At 73.8% G+C, this 14,443-nt stretch carries 14 protein-coding genes; 8 read left to right on the top strand and 6 right to left on the bottom strand.

Features of this window, described 5'->3' with window-relative positions; genetic code table 11:
- Window positions 1-115: 115 nt before the first annotated feature.
- A complete protein-coding gene (locus tag ACWEJ6_RS35740) occupies window positions 116-1,228 on the top strand; it encodes a DNA alkylation repair protein (protein ID WP_452429513.1) in 1,113 nt (370 codons plus the stop codon).
- A gap of 69 nt (window positions 1,229-1,297) precedes the next feature.
- On the opposite strand, the gene ACWEJ6_RS35735 is transcribed toward ACWEJ6_RS35740, so the two are convergent.
- The 3 genes from ACWEJ6_RS35735 to ACWEJ6_RS35725 form a co-directional block, all read right to left on the bottom strand.
- Complete coding sequence (locus ACWEJ6_RS35735; protein WP_452429511.1) at window positions 1,298-1,915, bottom strand: TetR/AcrR family transcriptional regulator; 618 nt, start codon at window positions 1,913-1,915, stop codon at window positions 1,298-1,300.
- A gap of 7 nt (window positions 1,916-1,922) precedes the next feature.
- On the bottom strand, window positions 1,923-3,464 hold the full coding sequence (locus ACWEJ6_RS35730; RefSeq protein WP_452429509.1) for an MFS transporter: 1,542 nt from the start codon (window positions 3,462-3,464) through the stop codon (window positions 1,923-1,925).
- Window positions 3,465-3,692: 228 nt separating this feature from the next.
- Window positions 3,693-4,934 (bottom strand): MFS transporter, encoded by a 1,242-nt coding sequence (locus ACWEJ6_RS35725; protein ID WP_387666020.1) that lies wholly within the window; start codon window positions 4,932-4,934, stop codon window positions 3,693-3,695.
- Between the two features lie 134 nt (window positions 4,935-5,068).
- Here ACWEJ6_RS35725 and panB point away from each other — a divergent pair, with 134 nt between their 5' ends.
- Window positions 5,069-5,896 (top strand): 3-methyl-2-oxobutanoate hydroxymethyltransferase, encoded by an 828-nt coding sequence (gene panB, locus ACWEJ6_RS35720; protein ID WP_452429507.1) that lies wholly within the window; start codon window positions 5,069-5,071, stop codon window positions 5,894-5,896.
- A 130-nt stretch (window positions 5,897-6,026) separates the two neighbouring features.
- On the opposite strand, the gene ACWEJ6_RS35715 is transcribed toward panB, so the two are convergent.
- Window positions 6,027-6,962: a serine/threonine dehydratase gene (locus ACWEJ6_RS35715; RefSeq protein WP_387666016.1), complete on the bottom strand. Its 936-nt coding sequence runs from the start codon at window positions 6,960-6,962 to the stop codon at window positions 6,027-6,029.
- A 47-nt stretch (window positions 6,963-7,009) separates the two neighbouring features.
- Window positions 7,010-8,182 carry a trans-sulfuration enzyme family protein gene (locus tag ACWEJ6_RS35710; protein WP_387666014.1) on the bottom strand — a complete coding sequence of 391 codons (1,173 nt, stop codon included), beginning with the start codon at window positions 8,180-8,182 and terminating at the stop codon, window positions 7,010-7,012.
- Window positions 8,183-8,242: 60 nt separating this feature from the next.
- Here ACWEJ6_RS35710 and ACWEJ6_RS35705 point away from each other — a divergent pair, with 60 nt between their 5' ends.
- Genes ACWEJ6_RS35705 through ACWEJ6_RS35680 form a run of 6 tightly spaced genes read left to right on the top strand, consistent with a single transcriptional unit; the run spans window position 8,243 to window position 13,748 of the window.
- A complete protein-coding gene (locus ACWEJ6_RS35705; RefSeq protein ID WP_452429504.1) occupies window positions 8,243-9,679 on the top strand; it encodes an aminotransferase-like domain-containing protein in 1,437 nt (478 codons plus the stop codon).
- A gap of 13 nt (window positions 9,680-9,692) precedes the next feature.
- Window positions 9,693-10,382, top strand: a complete 690-nt coding sequence (locus tag ACWEJ6_RS35700; RefSeq protein ID WP_452429502.1) for an alpha/beta hydrolase — start codon at window positions 9,693-9,695, stop codon at window positions 10,380-10,382.
- 46 nt (window positions 10,383-10,428) lie between these two features.
- Entirely contained in the window at window positions 10,429-11,310 is an 882-nt protein-coding gene (locus tag ACWEJ6_RS35695; RefSeq protein ID WP_452429500.1) for an ABC transporter ATP-binding protein, read from the top strand.
- A complete protein-coding gene (locus tag ACWEJ6_RS35690) occupies window positions 11,307-12,026 on the top strand; it encodes an ABC transporter permease (RefSeq protein ID WP_452429498.1) in 720 nt (239 codons plus the stop codon). Before ACWEJ6_RS35695 ends, ACWEJ6_RS35690 begins: the two co-directional genes overlap by 4 nt.
- A gap of 19 nt (window positions 12,027-12,045) precedes the next feature.
- Complete coding sequence (locus ACWEJ6_RS35685) at window positions 12,046-13,146, top strand: sensor histidine kinase (protein ID WP_452429496.1); 1,101 nt, start codon at window positions 12,046-12,048, stop codon at window positions 13,144-13,146.
- Entirely contained in the window at window positions 13,143-13,748 is a 606-nt protein-coding gene (locus ACWEJ6_RS35680; protein ID WP_358294254.1) for a response regulator transcription factor, read from the top strand. Before ACWEJ6_RS35685 ends, ACWEJ6_RS35680 begins: the two co-directional genes overlap by 4 nt.
- Here ACWEJ6_RS35680 and npdG read toward each other — a convergent pair.
- Window positions 13,745-14,398 (bottom strand): NADPH-dependent F420 reductase, encoded by a 654-nt coding sequence (gene npdG / locus ACWEJ6_RS35675; protein ID WP_358294256.1) that lies wholly within the window; start codon window positions 14,396-14,398, stop codon window positions 13,745-13,747. The two genes, ACWEJ6_RS35680 and npdG, sit on opposite strands and share 4 nt — an antisense overlap.
- Between the last annotated feature and the right edge of the window lie 45 nt (window positions 14,399-14,443).

The raw sequence follows: 14,443 nt of genomic DNA, 5'->3' as shown, positions 1-14,443 counted from the left end.
GACCGTGTGGCGGGCCTGCTCGTAGCGGGCGGTGGTGAGCTGGGAGGCGTAGCCCGCGCCGCGGTGGACGCTGGAGTAGGCCCGGATTGTCGGTCGTGCGTGGCAGGGTGGGCGCGTGGCACAACCGCTCAAAGACCTGATCAACGCCCGGTCCGTCTCGGTGCTGGCCGGCGGCATGGCCGCCGTGTGGCCGTCGTTCCCGCGCGCCCGGTTCACCGAGCACGCCCTGGCCGGGCTCGGCCCGCTGGAGCTGAAGGGCCGCGTCAGGCACGTCTCCGCGGCCCTCCACGACGCCCTCCCGCTGCCCTACCCGCGGGCCGCCGAGCTGGTGCGGGCCTGCGCCGCGCGCGGGGAGCTCGACCTGTGGAGCGGCTGGCCGCTCACCGACCACACCGCCGTCCACGGGCTCGGCCACCTGGAGGCGGCGATGGCCACGCTGGCGGCGCTCACGCCGTACTCGACGGGCGAGTTCGCCGTGCGTCCCTACCTCGACCGCCACCGCGACGACGCCCTCAAGATCATGTACGGCTGGGCCAAGTCCCCCGACGAGCACCTGCGCCGCCTGGCCTCCGAAGGCTCCCGGCCGCGCCTGCCGTGGGCGCCGCGGGTCGGCTGGCTGATGACGCCCGGCCCCACCCTGCCCCTGCTCGACCTGCTGCGCGACGACCCGAGCGAATATGTCCGCCGCTCCGTCGCCAACCACGTCAACGACCTGGCCAAGGACCACCCCGACGCGGCGCTCGCCGTGCTGGCCCGCTGGCGGGCGGGCGGCGGCTCGCACGTCGAGCGGGTCGTCCGCCACGCGGTGCGCGGCCTGCTGCGGTCCGGGCATCCCGAGGCGCTCGCGCTGCTGGGCGCCACGCCGGGCAGCGGCTCGGCGCGGGCGCTCACCCTGGAGTCCGACACGGTCGCCGTCGGCGGCAGCCTGACCTTCACCGTCACGGTCACGGCGGGCGCGCCCGGCCCGCTGGTGCTCAAGTACGCCGTCCGCCGGGCGGGCTCGCGCCGCGTCTTCCACCTGGGCGAACGCTCGGCCACCGCCGAGGGGGCGGCGTTCACGCTGCGCAAGAGCCATTCCTTCCGCCCGGTCACCACCCGCAACGAGCCGCCCGGCCCGCGCGAGCTCGACGTCATCGTCAACGGCCGCGTGGCCGCCACCGTGCCCTTCACCCTGACCGACGCCCCCGGCCCGGCGGCGCAGGCGGGTCAGGGCATGGCGCGACAGTAGGGCACAGGCCCCGGAACGACGAACGGAGGCCGTCCCGAGGGACGCGCCTCCGTGGCGGGTGAGGGCGGCTCAGGGCTCGGCGCGGTCTCCGGCCAGCCCGAGCAGGACCATGTCGACCACCCGTTCGGCCAGGTCGGCCGGGAGGTCGCCGGCCGGACCCCACTTCGACTGCCACATCATCGTGCCGGAGAACAGGGCCATCACCAGGTCGACGTCGAGGTCGGGCCGGAGCTCGCCGGTGGCGACGCCGCGCGCGACCACCGAGCGCAGCGCCTCCCTGCGCGGTTCGACGGCCCGCTTCACGAAGCGCTCCATCAGCCGGGGATAACGATCGGCCTCGCTCATCGCGATGTTCATCACGCACCGGGTGCGGGCCTGGCCCGCCTCCCGGCGCATCGCGTCGAGCAGGACGATCAGGTCGTCACGCACGGAGATGCCGGACAGCGGCGGGAGCGGCGCCTTCAGCGTGGACAGGGCGTCGACGACCAGGTCCTCCTTGTTGGACCAGCGCCGGTAGATCGTGGTCTTGCCGACGCCCGCCCGCGACGCGATGGCCTCGATCGACAGCTCCGACACCCCCATGCCCTCGCCGATCAGGTCGAGGGTCGCGTCGATGATCGCCTTCTCGGCCTTCTCGCTGCGCGGACGGCCCGCCGGGCGGGCAGTCCCTGAATCCTGGATCGTCATCGCGGCCTCACACTACCGCTGGTTCCTTCTGTTCCGCCTGCTGGACCGGGCGCGCCTTGCCCGGCATCCACTTGGCCACCACCGCGACGCCCACCAGGCCGATCACGGCCGACACCATCGCCGTGACGTGCATGCCGTCGACGAAGGCGGTGAAGGCGGGCTTGATCAGCGCATGGCCGCGCTCGCCGAGCGTTCCGGCGAACTGCAGCGTCTGCATGATCGACTCACCGGCGGTGTGCGGGGCGCCGGCGGGGAGCGCCGAGGCGATCTCGCCGCGGTAGCTGCTGGACAGGACCGAGCCGAGCACGGCCACGCCGAGCGCGCCGGCGACCTGACGGACGGTGTTGCTCATGGCCGAGCCCACACCGGCCTTCTCCCTGGGCAGCGCCTCCATGATGGCGGTGGTCGCGGGCGGCATGATGTTCGCCATCGCCGCGCCCTGGACGAAGAAGATGATCTCGATCAGCACCACGGGCGTGTCGACGTCCATCAGCGCGTAGCTGCCCAGCGCCGCGGTCACCACGAGCATGCTGACCGTGGCCGACAGCTTGGCGCCGAAGAGCTGGTTCACCCGCTGGCTGAGCGGCGCGAAGATGAGCTGCGCGGCGGCGAACGGGATCATCAGGGCCCCCGCCTGGATCGGGCTGAAGCCCAGCACGATCTGCAGGTAGAAGGTCAGGAAGAACATCCCGCCCATCATCGCGAAGAAGACCAGGCCCATCATGCCGATGGCCGAGCTGAACCGTACGTTGCTGAAGTTGCGCACGTCGAACACCGGGTTGTCGATGCGACGCTCCCACCACACGAACACGCCCAGCACGAGCAGGCCGGCCACCGTCGGGACGATCACCTCGGCGCTGGCCAGGGTGCCCAGGTCGCCGCCGCGGATGATGCCGTAGACGAGCGCGACCAGACCGATGATCGACAGCAGCACGCCCACCGGGTCGAGCCTGGACGGCTTCGGGTCACGCGACTCCGGCACGAAGGCGGCGATGAGGAACATGCTGATCACCACGATCGGCACGTTGATCAGGAACACCGAGCCCCACCAGAAGTGCTCGATGAGCAGGCCGCCGGTGATCGGGCCGATCGCCACCGCGAGCCCCACGCCGCCGGCCCAGATGCCGATCGCCTTGCCACGCTCGCCGGGCGGGAACACGTTGGAGATGATCGCCAGCGTGGCCGGCATGATCGCCGCGCCGCCGATGCCCATCGCCGCCCTGGCGAGGATCAGCTGCATCGGGTCCTGGGAGTAGGCGCTGGCCAGCGAGGCCAGGCCGAACAGCGCCATGCCGATGAACAACATGCGCTTGCGGCCGGTGCGGTCGCCGATCACGCCGAAGGTGAACAGCAGCCCGGCGAACACCAGCGTGTAGGAGTTGATCGCCCACTCCAGCTGGCCCTGCGTCGCGCCCAAGCCGGCATGGGGGTCGGCGATGGTCTTCATCGCCACGTTGAGGATCGTGTTGTCCAGCACGACCGCCAGGAGGCTGAACACCAGCACTCCCAGGATGCCCCACCTGCGTGGATGCCCCGCGTTCTGATCCATGAGAACGTCCTTAATTTCGATACGACCAAGTTTCGCAACGACACCGTATCGCAAGGTATTCCGATACGCAACGGTCTCGTTTCGTAACTTTCGTCTGACGGGCGGAGTGCGCACGGGGAAACAAACGGGAAACCCTGTTCACCCCGCACAGGGGCCGTCACAAGGCCCTGCGGACACCGCTGACAGGCCCCCGGCCCGGACGGCCGGCAGGCTGGAACTACCGCCGGATCAGCTCTTGGTCGCCGCCGCAGGCAGCACGTGCTCCTTGGCGTCACCCGGCGGGCCCGCGACCGGCGTGCCCGCGACCGGCGGACGCCGCCGCCACAGCGGCAGCGCGACCGCCACCATGACCACCCCGACCAGCCCCGCCACCACGAACGCCCACGTCGGCCCGCTGCCGTCGATGATCGCCCCGGCGATCGGCGAGGACGCGGCACCGCCGATGAGCAGGGCCGTGCCGTGCAGGCCCATCGCCTCGCCCCTGGCCGCGGCGGGCACCCAGCGGCTGAGCACGTCGACGGTGGAGGACAGCGCCGGGGCGCACAGCAGGCCGGCGGGCAGCATCGCCAGGATCAGCCACCGCCAGTCGGCGCCGGCCAGGCCCACGGGGATCGTCAGCAGGCCCATGCCCGCGATGAGCACCAGAGGCGAGAAGCCGCGCGACAACCCGCCGTAGACGAAGCCCCCGACCAGCGAGTAGAGGCACCAGATCGCCACGGCGAGGCCCACCCACTGCGTCTCGCCCGCGGTGTTGATGGTGGCCACCAGCCCGAGCTCGGTCGCGGTGAGGATGAACGTGGCCGCCGCCGTGGTGCCGAGCAGCGCGACGAAGCCCGGCGTGAGCCACTGCCGCCGCGGCACCTTCACCACCGGCTCCTCCAGCTCGACGGCCGACCGGGTGGGCGGGTTGAACACGATCAGGCCGAGGCCCGCGGCCGTGATGCCGACGCCGATGAGGACCAGCGTCGTCGTGCTGCCCAGCGTGGTGATGCCGGCCGCGGCGAGCGCGGGACCGGTCATGTACGACAGCTCGACCAGCATCGAGTCGAGCGTGAACCCGGTGCGCCGCTGCTCCGGCGGCACCAGCGCGGCCAGCGACTGCCTGGTCACGCTGAACACCGGCAGGTTGAGCAGGCCCGCCACGGCCGCCGCGACGGCGAGGGCGGGCAGCGGCAGCGCCCACGCGCACGACCAGAACACCGCCTGGGCCAGGGTGGTGACGACGAGCACGGGACGCACCCCGTGGCGGTCGACGAACCGGCCCGACAGCGGCGAGCCGACGGCCATGCCGACCGTGCTGGCCATCGTCACCACGCCGGCCTCGACGTAGCCGAGGCGCAGCCCGAAGACCACGTGGAGGGTGAGCGCCATTCCCATGGCGGTGGCCGGGACGCGCGCGAGCATCCCCACCAGGAGCAGAGTGCGGACGCCGGGGAGCCGGAAGAGCCTGCGGTATTGGTCGAGAGCCATGGTGTGTCGTTTACCTCCGCGTCGATTGTGTCAAGAGGCACCGACAGTTTCGCCACCGGATTTCCCGCATGACATCATCGAAGGAGTCCGGGGACGTCACTGGGACGCCTCGAGACGTTTCTGGAGGGAGTTCCATGTCTTCCACCACGCTGTACGGCGGCGCGTCGGGCCGCCGGGTCACCGTCCGCGACCTCGCGGCGGCCAAGGAGCGCGGAGAGCGGTGGCCCATGGTCACCGCCTACGACGCGATGACGGCCCGGGTGTTCGACCAGGCGGGCGTGCCCGTGCTGCTGGTCGGCGACTCCGCGGCCATGGTCGTCTACGGCTTCGACTCCACTCTCCCGGTCACCCTCGACCACCTCGTCCCGCTCACCGCGGCCGTGGTGCGGGGGTCGTCGCGGGCGCTGGTCGTGGCGGACCTGCCGTTCGGGTCGTACCAGGGGTCGCCGCAGCAGGCGCTGGAGTCGGCGGCCAGGTTCATGAAGGAGGCGGGGGCGCACGCGGTCAAGCTGGAGGGCGGCCGGCGGGTGCTGCCGCAGGTCGAGGCGCTGGTGTCGGCGGGCGTGCCGGTCATGGCGCACCTCGGGCTCACCCCGCAGTCGGTCAACACGCTCGGCGGCTACCGGGTGCAGGGGCGCGGCCAGTCGGGCGACGAGCTGATGGCCGACGCCAAGGACCTGGAGCGGGCCGGGGCGTTCGCGGTGGTGCTGGAGTGCGTGCCGGCCGACCTGGCCCACCGGGTGACCACGTCGCTGTCGATCCCCACGGTCGGCATCGGGGCGGGGCCGTCCACGGACGCGCAGGTCCTGGTGTGGCAGGACCTGATGGGGCTGACGCCGCGCCCGGCCAAGTTCGTCAAGCGCTACTTCGACCTGGCCTCGGAGATGGACCGCGCGGTGCGGGCCTTCGCCGACGAGGTGACCTCGGGGGCCTTCCCGGCCCCCGAGCACACCTACTGCTGACCGCGCGCGCCTTCCCGCTCCCCGGAAAGGCCCCGGGCGCCTTCCCGCACCACGGAAAGGCCCCGGGCGCCTTCCCGCACCACGGAAAGGCGCCGGGCGCGTTCCCGCGTCCCGCGCACCTGGGTCGGGCTCACCCCGCCGCGCCGGAGAGCGTGGCGGGGTCGGTGTTGGAGCCGCAGACCACGACGGCCACCCGCTCACCCGCCGCGGGCCGGTAGGCCCCCGACAGCAGCGCCGCGTACGCCGCCGCGCCCGCGGGCTCGGCCACCAGCCGGTGCCGCTCCCACAACGTCCGCCGGGCCGCGACGATCGCGTCGTCGTCCACCAGGACGCTGTCCACCCCGGCTCCCGACAACACCTCGAACGCCAGCCCGCCGAGCTGCGTGGCGCCGAGCGCGTCGGCCGCCACCCCGCCCACCTGCACCGGCACCGGACGACCGGCGCGCAGCGCCTCGTGCAGCGTGGGGATGGCGTACGGCTCCACCGCCACGATCCGCGGCGCGTCACCCCCGGCCCGGGCCCCCAGGGTGATCCCGCCGGCGAGCCCGCCGCCGCCCACGGCCACCACCACCGTGTCCACGCCCCCGGTCTGCTCCATGATCTCCAGCCCGGTCGTGCCCTGCCCGGCCAGCACCTCGGCCTGGTCGTAGGCGTGCACGGCCAGCGCGCCCGTCTCGGCGGCGCGCTTGGCGGCGGCCTCCGCGGCCTCGGAGTAGATCGCCCCGGTCTGAGTGGTGTGCGCGCCGAGCGCCTTGAGCCCGGCCACCTTCACCGGGCTCGTCACCTCCGGCACGAAGATCTCGGCCCGCACGCCGAGCGCCCTGGCGGCATGGGCGACGGCCAATCCGTGGTTGCCGCCGCTGGCCGCGATGACCCCGGCGGCGGGCAACGGGCCGGCCGACAGGATGCGGTTGAAGGCCCCCCGCACCTTGAAGGAGCCCGAGTGCTGCAGCAACTCCAGTTTCAGCAACAGGCCCGGCGAGATCTCCAGGACGGGCGTGCGCAGCACGTGCCCTTCGATCCGGCCGGCCGCGTCGAGGACGTCCTGGTAAGTGACGGTGGTCACGGCTCTCCTTCGGTCGTGCGCCCGCGGTCGGCGGGCATGAGCCGACGCTATCCGAGCGCCTGGGCCACGTCTGCCCACAGGTCCTCGGGATGCTCGATGCCCACGGCCACGCGCACCATGCCCTCGCTCACGCCGTGCCTGGCCAGGTCCTCGGGGCCGAGGAAGCGGTGGGAGGTGGTGGCGGGCTGCATGACGCGGGTCTCGACGCCGCCGAGCGAGGGGGCGATGCGCGCCAGCCGTACGGACCGCATGAACTCCTCCCCCGCCGCCCGCCCGCCGGCCAGCTCGAAGGAGAACACGCCGCCGAAGGCGGGCAGCAGCTTGGCGGCCAGCTCGTACGACGGATGCGCGGGCAGCCCCGGCCAGTGGACGGCCGACACGGCGGGGTGCTCGGCGATCCGGCGGGCCAGGAGGTCGGCGTTGGCGCAGTGGCGTTCCATGCGCAGCGGCAGCGTCTGGATCCCGCGCAGCGTCAGCCAGGCCGTGAAGGGCGCGGCCGCGGCGCCCAGTTCGGTGGCGAAGTGCCAGACCCTGCCGTACAGGTCGGGGTCGGCGAAGACGGCGATGCCGCCGATCACGTCGCCGTGGCCGGACAGGTACTTGGTGGCGGAGTGCACGACGATGTCGGCGCCGTGCTCAAGGGGGCGGCAGAGCACGGGCGTGGCGAAGGTGTTGTCCACCATCGACAGGACGCCCAGCTCGCGGGCCGTGGCGCACATCGCGGGCAGGTCGGCGACCAGCCCCATCGGGTTGCTGATGGTCTCCAGGTAGACCAGCCGCGTCTCGGGCCGGACGGCGGCGCGCAGCGCGGCAGGGTCGTTCTCGGGGACGTGGGTGACGGCGATGCCGAACCTGCCGGCCAGGTCGTTGAGCATCGTGGCGGTGCCGCCGTACAGGGAGCGCTGGGCGATGAGGTGGTCGCCGGGCTTGAGCAGGGCGAGCAGCACGGTGTTGATCGCGCCCATGCCGGAGGCGGCGGCCAGCGCGGCGGCGCCGCCCTCCAGGCCGGACACCGCCAGCTCCAGGGCGCGCACGGTGGGGTTGGTGTCGCGGCCGTAGACGAAGGCGTCGTCGGGACGGGTCATCGCCACGCCCATCAGCTCGGGGTCGTCGAAGGCGAACCCGGCGCTCTGGTAGATGGGCATGCCGATCGGCCGGCTGCCCTCGACCGGGGGCTGCGGCAGGTGGACGGCACGCGTCTCAGGGCGAAAATCACTCATGTCATCGAATATCCCCCGGATTGGTGTGCGAGTGCAGAGCCAATACCGGAGAATTGGTCCATGAATAGAGCCAATCCCGATGACCTCGTCCACCTGCTGGGCCGGTGGGCCTCCGGGCGCGGGCCGCTCTACCTGCTGCTCGCCGCCCGGCTGCGGGCGCTCGTCGACGACGGCGTGCTCCCGCCCGGCGAACGGCTGCCGCCCGACCGGGTGCTGGCCGACCGGCTCGCGGTCGGCCGCGGGACGGTGGTCGCCGCCTACGAGCTGCTCCAGCAGGAGGGCCGGGTGACGCGCCGCCAGGGCAGCGGCACCCGCGTCGCGCCGGGCGACCCGCCGGCCACCAGGACGGCCGGCGGCGTGGCGGCCAACCCGCTGATGCTGAACCTCCTGCACGACTCCGACGGCGTGCGGCTGCTGACCTGCGCGGCGCCGGACGACCCGCCGCCGGCGCTGTTCGAGGCGTACCAGGAGGCGGGGGCGCGGGTGGCGGGCCTGCGCGACCTGGGCTACCACCCGGCGGGCGATCCCGCGCTGCGCGAGGCGCTGGCGGGCTACTACGGCGCGCGCGGCCTGCCCACCACGGCGGACCAGATCATGGTGACGACGGGCGCGCAGCAGGCGCTCACGCTGCTGGCCGGGCTGCTGGTGGCGCCGGGCGACACCGTGCTGACCGAGTCGCCGACGTACCCGGGCGCGCTGGAGGTGTTCCGGCACGCGGCGGCCGTCGTCAAGCCCGTCGACCTGGGCGACGACCAGGCACGGCGGGCCGTGCGCGAGCGGCCGGCGCTGGTCTACGGCGTGCCCACCGCGCGCAACCCCGACGGCGCGGTCATGGACGACCCGGGCCGCAGGCGGCTGGCCGCCCTGGCCGCCGCGCACGACGTGCCGCTGATCGACGACGAGGTCTGCGCCGAGCTGTGCTTCTCGGGCGGGACGCCGTCGCCGGTGGCCGCCTTCGGCGGCGGGGATCGGGTCGTCACCGTCGGCTCGCTGAGCAAGCTGGTGTGGGGCGGGCTGCGGGTGGGCTGGATCCGCGCGGCGGCGCCGGTGGTCTCGCGGCTGTCCCGGCTGCGGGCCGTGCACGATCTCGGCGGCGAGGTCTTCAGCCAGCTCGCCGCCGTCGCGCTGCTGCGCCGCCTCGACGAGGTGCGCCAGGCCCGCGTGAGCGCCCTGCGCCGGCGGCACGACCACCTGTGCGCCGAGCTGCGGGCGCGCCTGCCGTCCTGGACGTTCGAGCCGGCCCAGGGCGGCCAGACCGTCTGGCTGCGCCTGCCGCGCGGCGACGCCGGATCCTTCGCCCAGGTGGCGCTCCGGCACGGCGTCGCGGTGCCGCCGGGCGGCTCCTTCGACCCGCTGGGCGGCCACGCCGCCCACCTGCGCCTGCACTTCCTGTTCCCCGAGGAGGAGCTGTCGCGGGCGGTGTGCGACCTCGCGGCGGCCTGGGCGGCCTACGACGGCGCCGGGAAACCCGTCTCCCGGCACGCCCTCGTCGTCTGACAGGGTGGGGGCCATGGAAACGACCTTCGTGCTGGTGCACAGCCCTTCCGTCGGGCCCTCGACGTGGGCTCCGGTGGCCGAGTCGCTGGGGCGGCGCGGCCGGGCGGCCGTCGTCCCCGACCTGACCGGCGTGTCCGCCGGCGGGGCGCCGTACTGGCCGCGCGTGGTCGCGGCGGTGCGCGCGGCCGTGCCCTCCGACGGGCCGCTCGTGCTGGTGGCGCACAGCAACGCCGGGTTCTTCGTGCCGGTGATCAAGGAGGGGCTGGGCGACCGGGTGGTGGCCTGCGTGTTCGCCGACGCGCACGTGCCGCCGTCCCAGGGGCTGGTCAGGACGGCCGAGGAGGGCTTCCTGCCGTTCCTGCGCGGCCTGGCGGGCCCCGACGGCGTGCTGCCGCGCTGGACCGACTGGTGGGACGAGGAGGACATCGTGGCCATGCTCCCCGACCCCGCCCAGCGGCTGCTGGTCACGGGCGAGCAGCCGCGACTGCCCCTCGACTACTACACGCAGCCCGTCCCCGTGCCCGCGGGCTGGGACGCGGTCAGGTGCTCGTGCGTGTGGTTCGGGCCGCCGTACGAGGAGGTGGCCCGCGACGCGGCCGGGCGCGGCTGGCCGGTGACCCGGCTGCCCGGCCTCCACCTGCACCAGGTGATCGACCCCGAGGGGGTCACGGACGCGCTGCTGAAGCTGTCCAGGAAGTCGTGAATTCTTCACTGTCGGCCCCCTGACCCGTCCGGCCATAGTCGGACACATGATCGAGGTGAACGAGCTCAGGAAGAACCACGGGACATTCTCGGCGGTCAGGGGCGTCTCGTTCCGGGTGGGCGAGGGCGAGATCTTCGCCCTGCTCGGCCGGAACGGCGCCGGCAAGACCACCACGGTCGAGGTGCTGGCCGGCTTCCAGCGGCCGGACGGCGGCGCCGTCCGGGTCGCCGGCCTCGACCCCTGGTCCGACCGCGCGGCCGTCCGGCAGCGCGTCGGCATCATGCTCCAGGAGGCCGGGTTCTTCCCCGACCTGACGGTCGCCCAGACGGTCGCGGTCTGGCGCGACTTCACCCCCGCGCCGCGCCCGGCCGGGGAGGCGCTCGACCTGGCCGGCCTGACGGACAAGGCCGGGACCAGGGTGCGCCAGCTCTCCGGCGGCGAGAAGCGCCGGCTCGACCTGGCGCTCGCCCTGCTCGGCCGCCCCGACGTGCTGTTCCTCGACGAGCCCACGACCGGCATGGACCCCGAGGCCCGCGCGAACACGTGGGAGGTCGTCTCCGGCCTGGCCGCGCGCGGCACCACGATCCTGCTCACCACCCACTACCTGGAGGAGGCCCAGCGCCTGGCCTCGTCCATGGCGATCATGGACAGGGGTGAGATCGTCGCGGCCGGCGGGATGGCCGAGACGCTGGCCGCGCGGGGCGGACGGGTGACGTTCCGGCTGCCCGCCGGGATCTCCGCGGACGACCTCCCGCTGCCGGTCACCGTGGACGGCGGCACCGCCGTCTGCCGGGCCGAGGACCCCGACCTGGCCGCGCAGACGCTGCTGACCTGGGCGGCCGGCCGCGGGCTGCGGCTGACCGGCCTGGAGGTCCGCGCGGCCACCCTCGAAGACCTCTTCCTCGACCTGCCCAGGAGCGCCCGATGAGCCTGACCGCCACCTACCGTCTCGGCACCCGCCTGTTCTGGCGCGACCGCGCCATGCTGGCCGCCTCGGTGATCACCCCCGTCGGGCTGACCGTGGGCATGCCGGCGCTGATGCGGCACGTCACCGGGGGCGGCGTGCCGTTCGCGACGGCGGTGTTCCACAGCTCGCTGGCGATCGTGCTGGCGCTCACCGCGTTCATGAACATCGCGGTCGCCCTGACCAACCGGCGCGACCAGCTCGTGCTCAAGCGGCTGCGGGCCGGGCTGCTGACCGACGCGCAGATCCTGGCCGGCCAGGTCGCCAGCACGGCCACGCAGACCTTCCTGGTGATCGTGCTGTGCGCGGTGGCCGTGCGGTTCGCCGCCGGGGTGCCGCTGCCGGACGACCCGCTGCTGTTCGCCGCCGTGACCGCCGCGGGCTCGGCCGTCATGGCGCTGCTGGGGGCGGCGTACACGGCGGCGATCCCGCGGAGTGAGCTGGCCGGGGCGTTCGCCATGCCGGTGTTCCTGGTCGCCGCGGTGTCGGCGGGCGCGATGGGGCCGATCCCGCTGCCCTCGTGGCTGAGCCCGGTGCTGGACCTGCTGCCCACCTCGGCCGTGGTGCACGCGGCGAAGACCGGGGAGGCGCTCGTGCCGGCGCTCGTCCTGGCCGGGTGGGCGGTGGTGGGCGTGGTGGCGATCCGGTCGTGGTTCCGCTGGGAACCGCGCCGGTCCTGAGTCGGACATAATCGCTGCTGTGGTGGTCTCGTCCTCGGCGCAGAGGCTCGCGCGCGTGCTCATCACGGGCGTCTCGGTCGTCTATTCGCTCATCGGGCTGCTCTACTTCATGGGCGGCCCGGCGATCGGACTGCTCGCGGCGGCCGTGACGGTCGCCGTCGTCTCCACCCACTACGTCAACATGCGGGCCGCCCTGCGCGGCGGGCGCCCGCCGCTGTTCCCGGCCACGCTGGCGCTCCAGGCCGTCGTCACCTACGCGGGCGACTACCTGCTGCCGAGCGGCTGGTCGTCGATCGCCGCCCCGCTGCTGGCCGGGACCCTGCTGGTGTTCCTGGGGCTGCGCTGGGCCGTGCCGCTGGTCGTCCTCATGATGCTGTACGAGGGCGCCATCATGTGGATCGGCCTCCACTACGCCGTGGTCACCCTGTTCTACGTGATCGCCATCCCCATCACCGGCTCGATGATCTACGTCCTGGTCCGGCTCGTCCGCGTCGCCGCCGAGCTGGAGGAGGCCAGGGCCGAGCTCGCCGACGCCGCCGTGCTCAAGGAACGCCTGCGCATCTCCCGCGACCTGCACGACGGCCTGGGCCGCAGCCTCACCGCCATCGCGCTCAAGGGCGACCTGGCCGCCCGCCTGATGGACCGCGACCCCGCCTCCGCCCGCGGCGAGGTGGGCGAGCTGGTACGCGTCGCCCGCGAGGCCGCCCAGGACGTCCGCCACGTGGCCCGCGGCTACCGCGCGATGTCGCTGAGCGGCGAGACCGACCGCGCGGCGGCGCTGCTGGAGTCGTCGGGGGTGAGCTGCCAGGCGCACCTGGCCGACGTGGCGCTGCCCCGGCGGGCCGAGGAGGCGCTGGCGTGGGGGGTTCGCGAGGCGGTCACCAACGTCCTGCGTCACAGCAGGGCCACCACCTGCACGATCACCACGTCGCTGCGGGACGGCCGGGTCCGCCTGGAGGTCGCCAACGACGGCGCGACCGGCGAGCCCGGCGCTGAGCCCGGCGTGCCCGGCGGTGGCCTCACCGGGCTCGCCGAACGGGCCTCCCAGGCGGGCGGCACGTGCGCCGCCGCCGCCACGGACGGCGGCGGCTTCCTGCTGGCCATGGAGGTTCCGGCGTGATCCGGGTGCTGCTGGCCGAGGACATGCACATGATCCGCGCCGCGCTCACCGCCCTGCTCCGGCTGGAGCCGGACATCGAGGTGGTGGCGGAGGTCGTGCGCGGCGACGAGATCGTGCCGGTGGCCCTCGACGTCCGGCCCGACGTGGCGGTCGTGGACATCGACCTGCCGGTGACCGACGGCATCACCGCCGCCGCCGAGCTGCGCGAACGGCTCCCGTCCTGCCGGATCCTGGTGCTCACGGCCATGGGGCAGCCCGGCCACCTGCGCCGGGCGCTGGCCGCGGGCATCGAGGCGTTCCTGGTCAAGGACGCCCCGGGCGACCGCCTGGCCGAGGCCATCAGGCGCACCGCGGCCGGCCTGCGCGTGCTGGAGAGCGAGCTGGTCTCCTCGGCCATGGAGTACGGCGAGAGCCCGCTCACCCCCCGCGAGACCACCGTGCTCCGGCAGGCCGCCAGGGGCGCGACCGCCGAGGAGATCGCCGCCGGCCTGCACCTGTCGGCGGGCACGGTGCGCAACTACCTCACGGCCGCGATCACCAAGACGGGCGCCCGCAACAAGATCGACGCCGTCCGCGTCGCCGAGGACGCGGGCTGGCTCTAGACGTCGGTGACGCGCAGCCCGGCGTGGGCCTTGTAGCGGCGGTTGATCGAGATGAGGTTGGCGGTCAGCGCCTCGACCTGGTGAGCGTTGCGCAGCCGGCCGCCGTAGACGCCGCGCACCCCCGGGATCAGCTCGGCCAGCGCCTGCACGGTGTCGGTCGCCTCGCGGTCGTCGCCGAGCACCAGCACGTCGAGGTCGACCTTCTCCACGGCCGGGTCCATCAGCAGCACGGCCGACACGTGGTGGAAGGCCGCCACGACCCGGCTCTCGGGAAGCACCGCGGCGGCCTGCTGGGCGGCGCTGCCCTCTTCCACCGGCAGCGCGTAGGCGCCCTGCTTGTCGAAGCCGAGCGGGTTGACGCAGTCGACCACGATCTTCCCGGCCAGCTCGGCGCGCAACGACTCCAGCAGCGCCTTGTGCCCCTCGTACGGCACCGCCACGATCACGACGTCGGCCTCGGCCGCCACGTCGGCGTTGGCCCCGCCCCGCGCGCCCGAGCCGATCGAGCCGGCCGCCTCCTGGGCCCGCTCGGCGCTGCGCGAGCCGATCAGCACCGTGTGCCCGGCCAGCGCGAACCGCCGCGCCAGCCCCTTCCCCTGGTCGCCGGTGCCGCCGAGGATCGCGATGGAGAGCCCGTTCACATCTGTCATGGCTCCGATCATGCCAGCCCCGGCCGCACGCGTCGCAGCCCGGGG

Source organism: Nonomuraea sp. NPDC004702, from assembly GCF_053601695.1.
This window is presented reverse-complemented; position numbering and strand designations above follow the sequence as displayed.

What these genes read in the sequence shown, in the direction of transcription:
- npdG (WP_358294256.1), bottom strand. Translation starts at nt 14,398, where the DNA reads ATGACAGATGTGAACGGGCTCTCCATCGCGATCCTCGGCGGCACCGGC.
- ACWEJ6_RS35710 (WP_387666014.1), bottom strand. Translation starts at nt 8,182, where the DNA reads ATGAGTGATTTTCGCCCTGAGACGCGTGCCGTCCACCTGCCGCAGCCC.
- ACWEJ6_RS35730 (WP_452429509.1), bottom strand. Translation starts at nt 3,464, where the DNA reads ATGGATCAGAACGCGGGGCATCCACGCAGGTGGGGCATCCTGGGAGTG.
- ACWEJ6_RS35705 (WP_452429504.1), top strand. Translation starts at nt 8,243, where the DNA reads ATGAATAGAGCCAATCCCGATGACCTCGTCCACCTGCTGGGCCGGTGG.
- ACWEJ6_RS35700 (WP_452429502.1), top strand. Translation starts at nt 9,693, where the DNA reads ATGGAAACGACCTTCGTGCTGGTGCACAGCCCTTCCGTCGGGCCCTCG.
- ACWEJ6_RS35725 (WP_387666020.1), bottom strand. Translation starts at nt 4,934, where the DNA reads ATGGCTCTCGACCAATACCGCAGGCTCTTCCGGCTCCCCGGCGTCCGC.
- ACWEJ6_RS35690 (WP_452429498.1), top strand. Translation starts at nt 11,307, where the DNA reads ATGAGCCTGACCGCCACCTACCGTCTCGGCACCCGCCTGTTCTGGCGC.
- ACWEJ6_RS35695 (WP_452429500.1), top strand. Translation starts at nt 10,429, where the DNA reads ATGATCGAGGTGAACGAGCTCAGGAAGAACCACGGGACATTCTCGGCG.
- panB (WP_452429507.1), top strand. Translation starts at nt 5,069, where the DNA reads ATGTCTTCCACCACGCTGTACGGCGGCGCGTCGGGCCGCCGGGTCACC.
- ACWEJ6_RS35735 (WP_452429511.1), bottom strand. Translation starts at nt 1,915, where the DNA reads ATGACGATCCAGGATTCAGGGACTGCCCGCCCGGCGGGCCGTCCGCGC.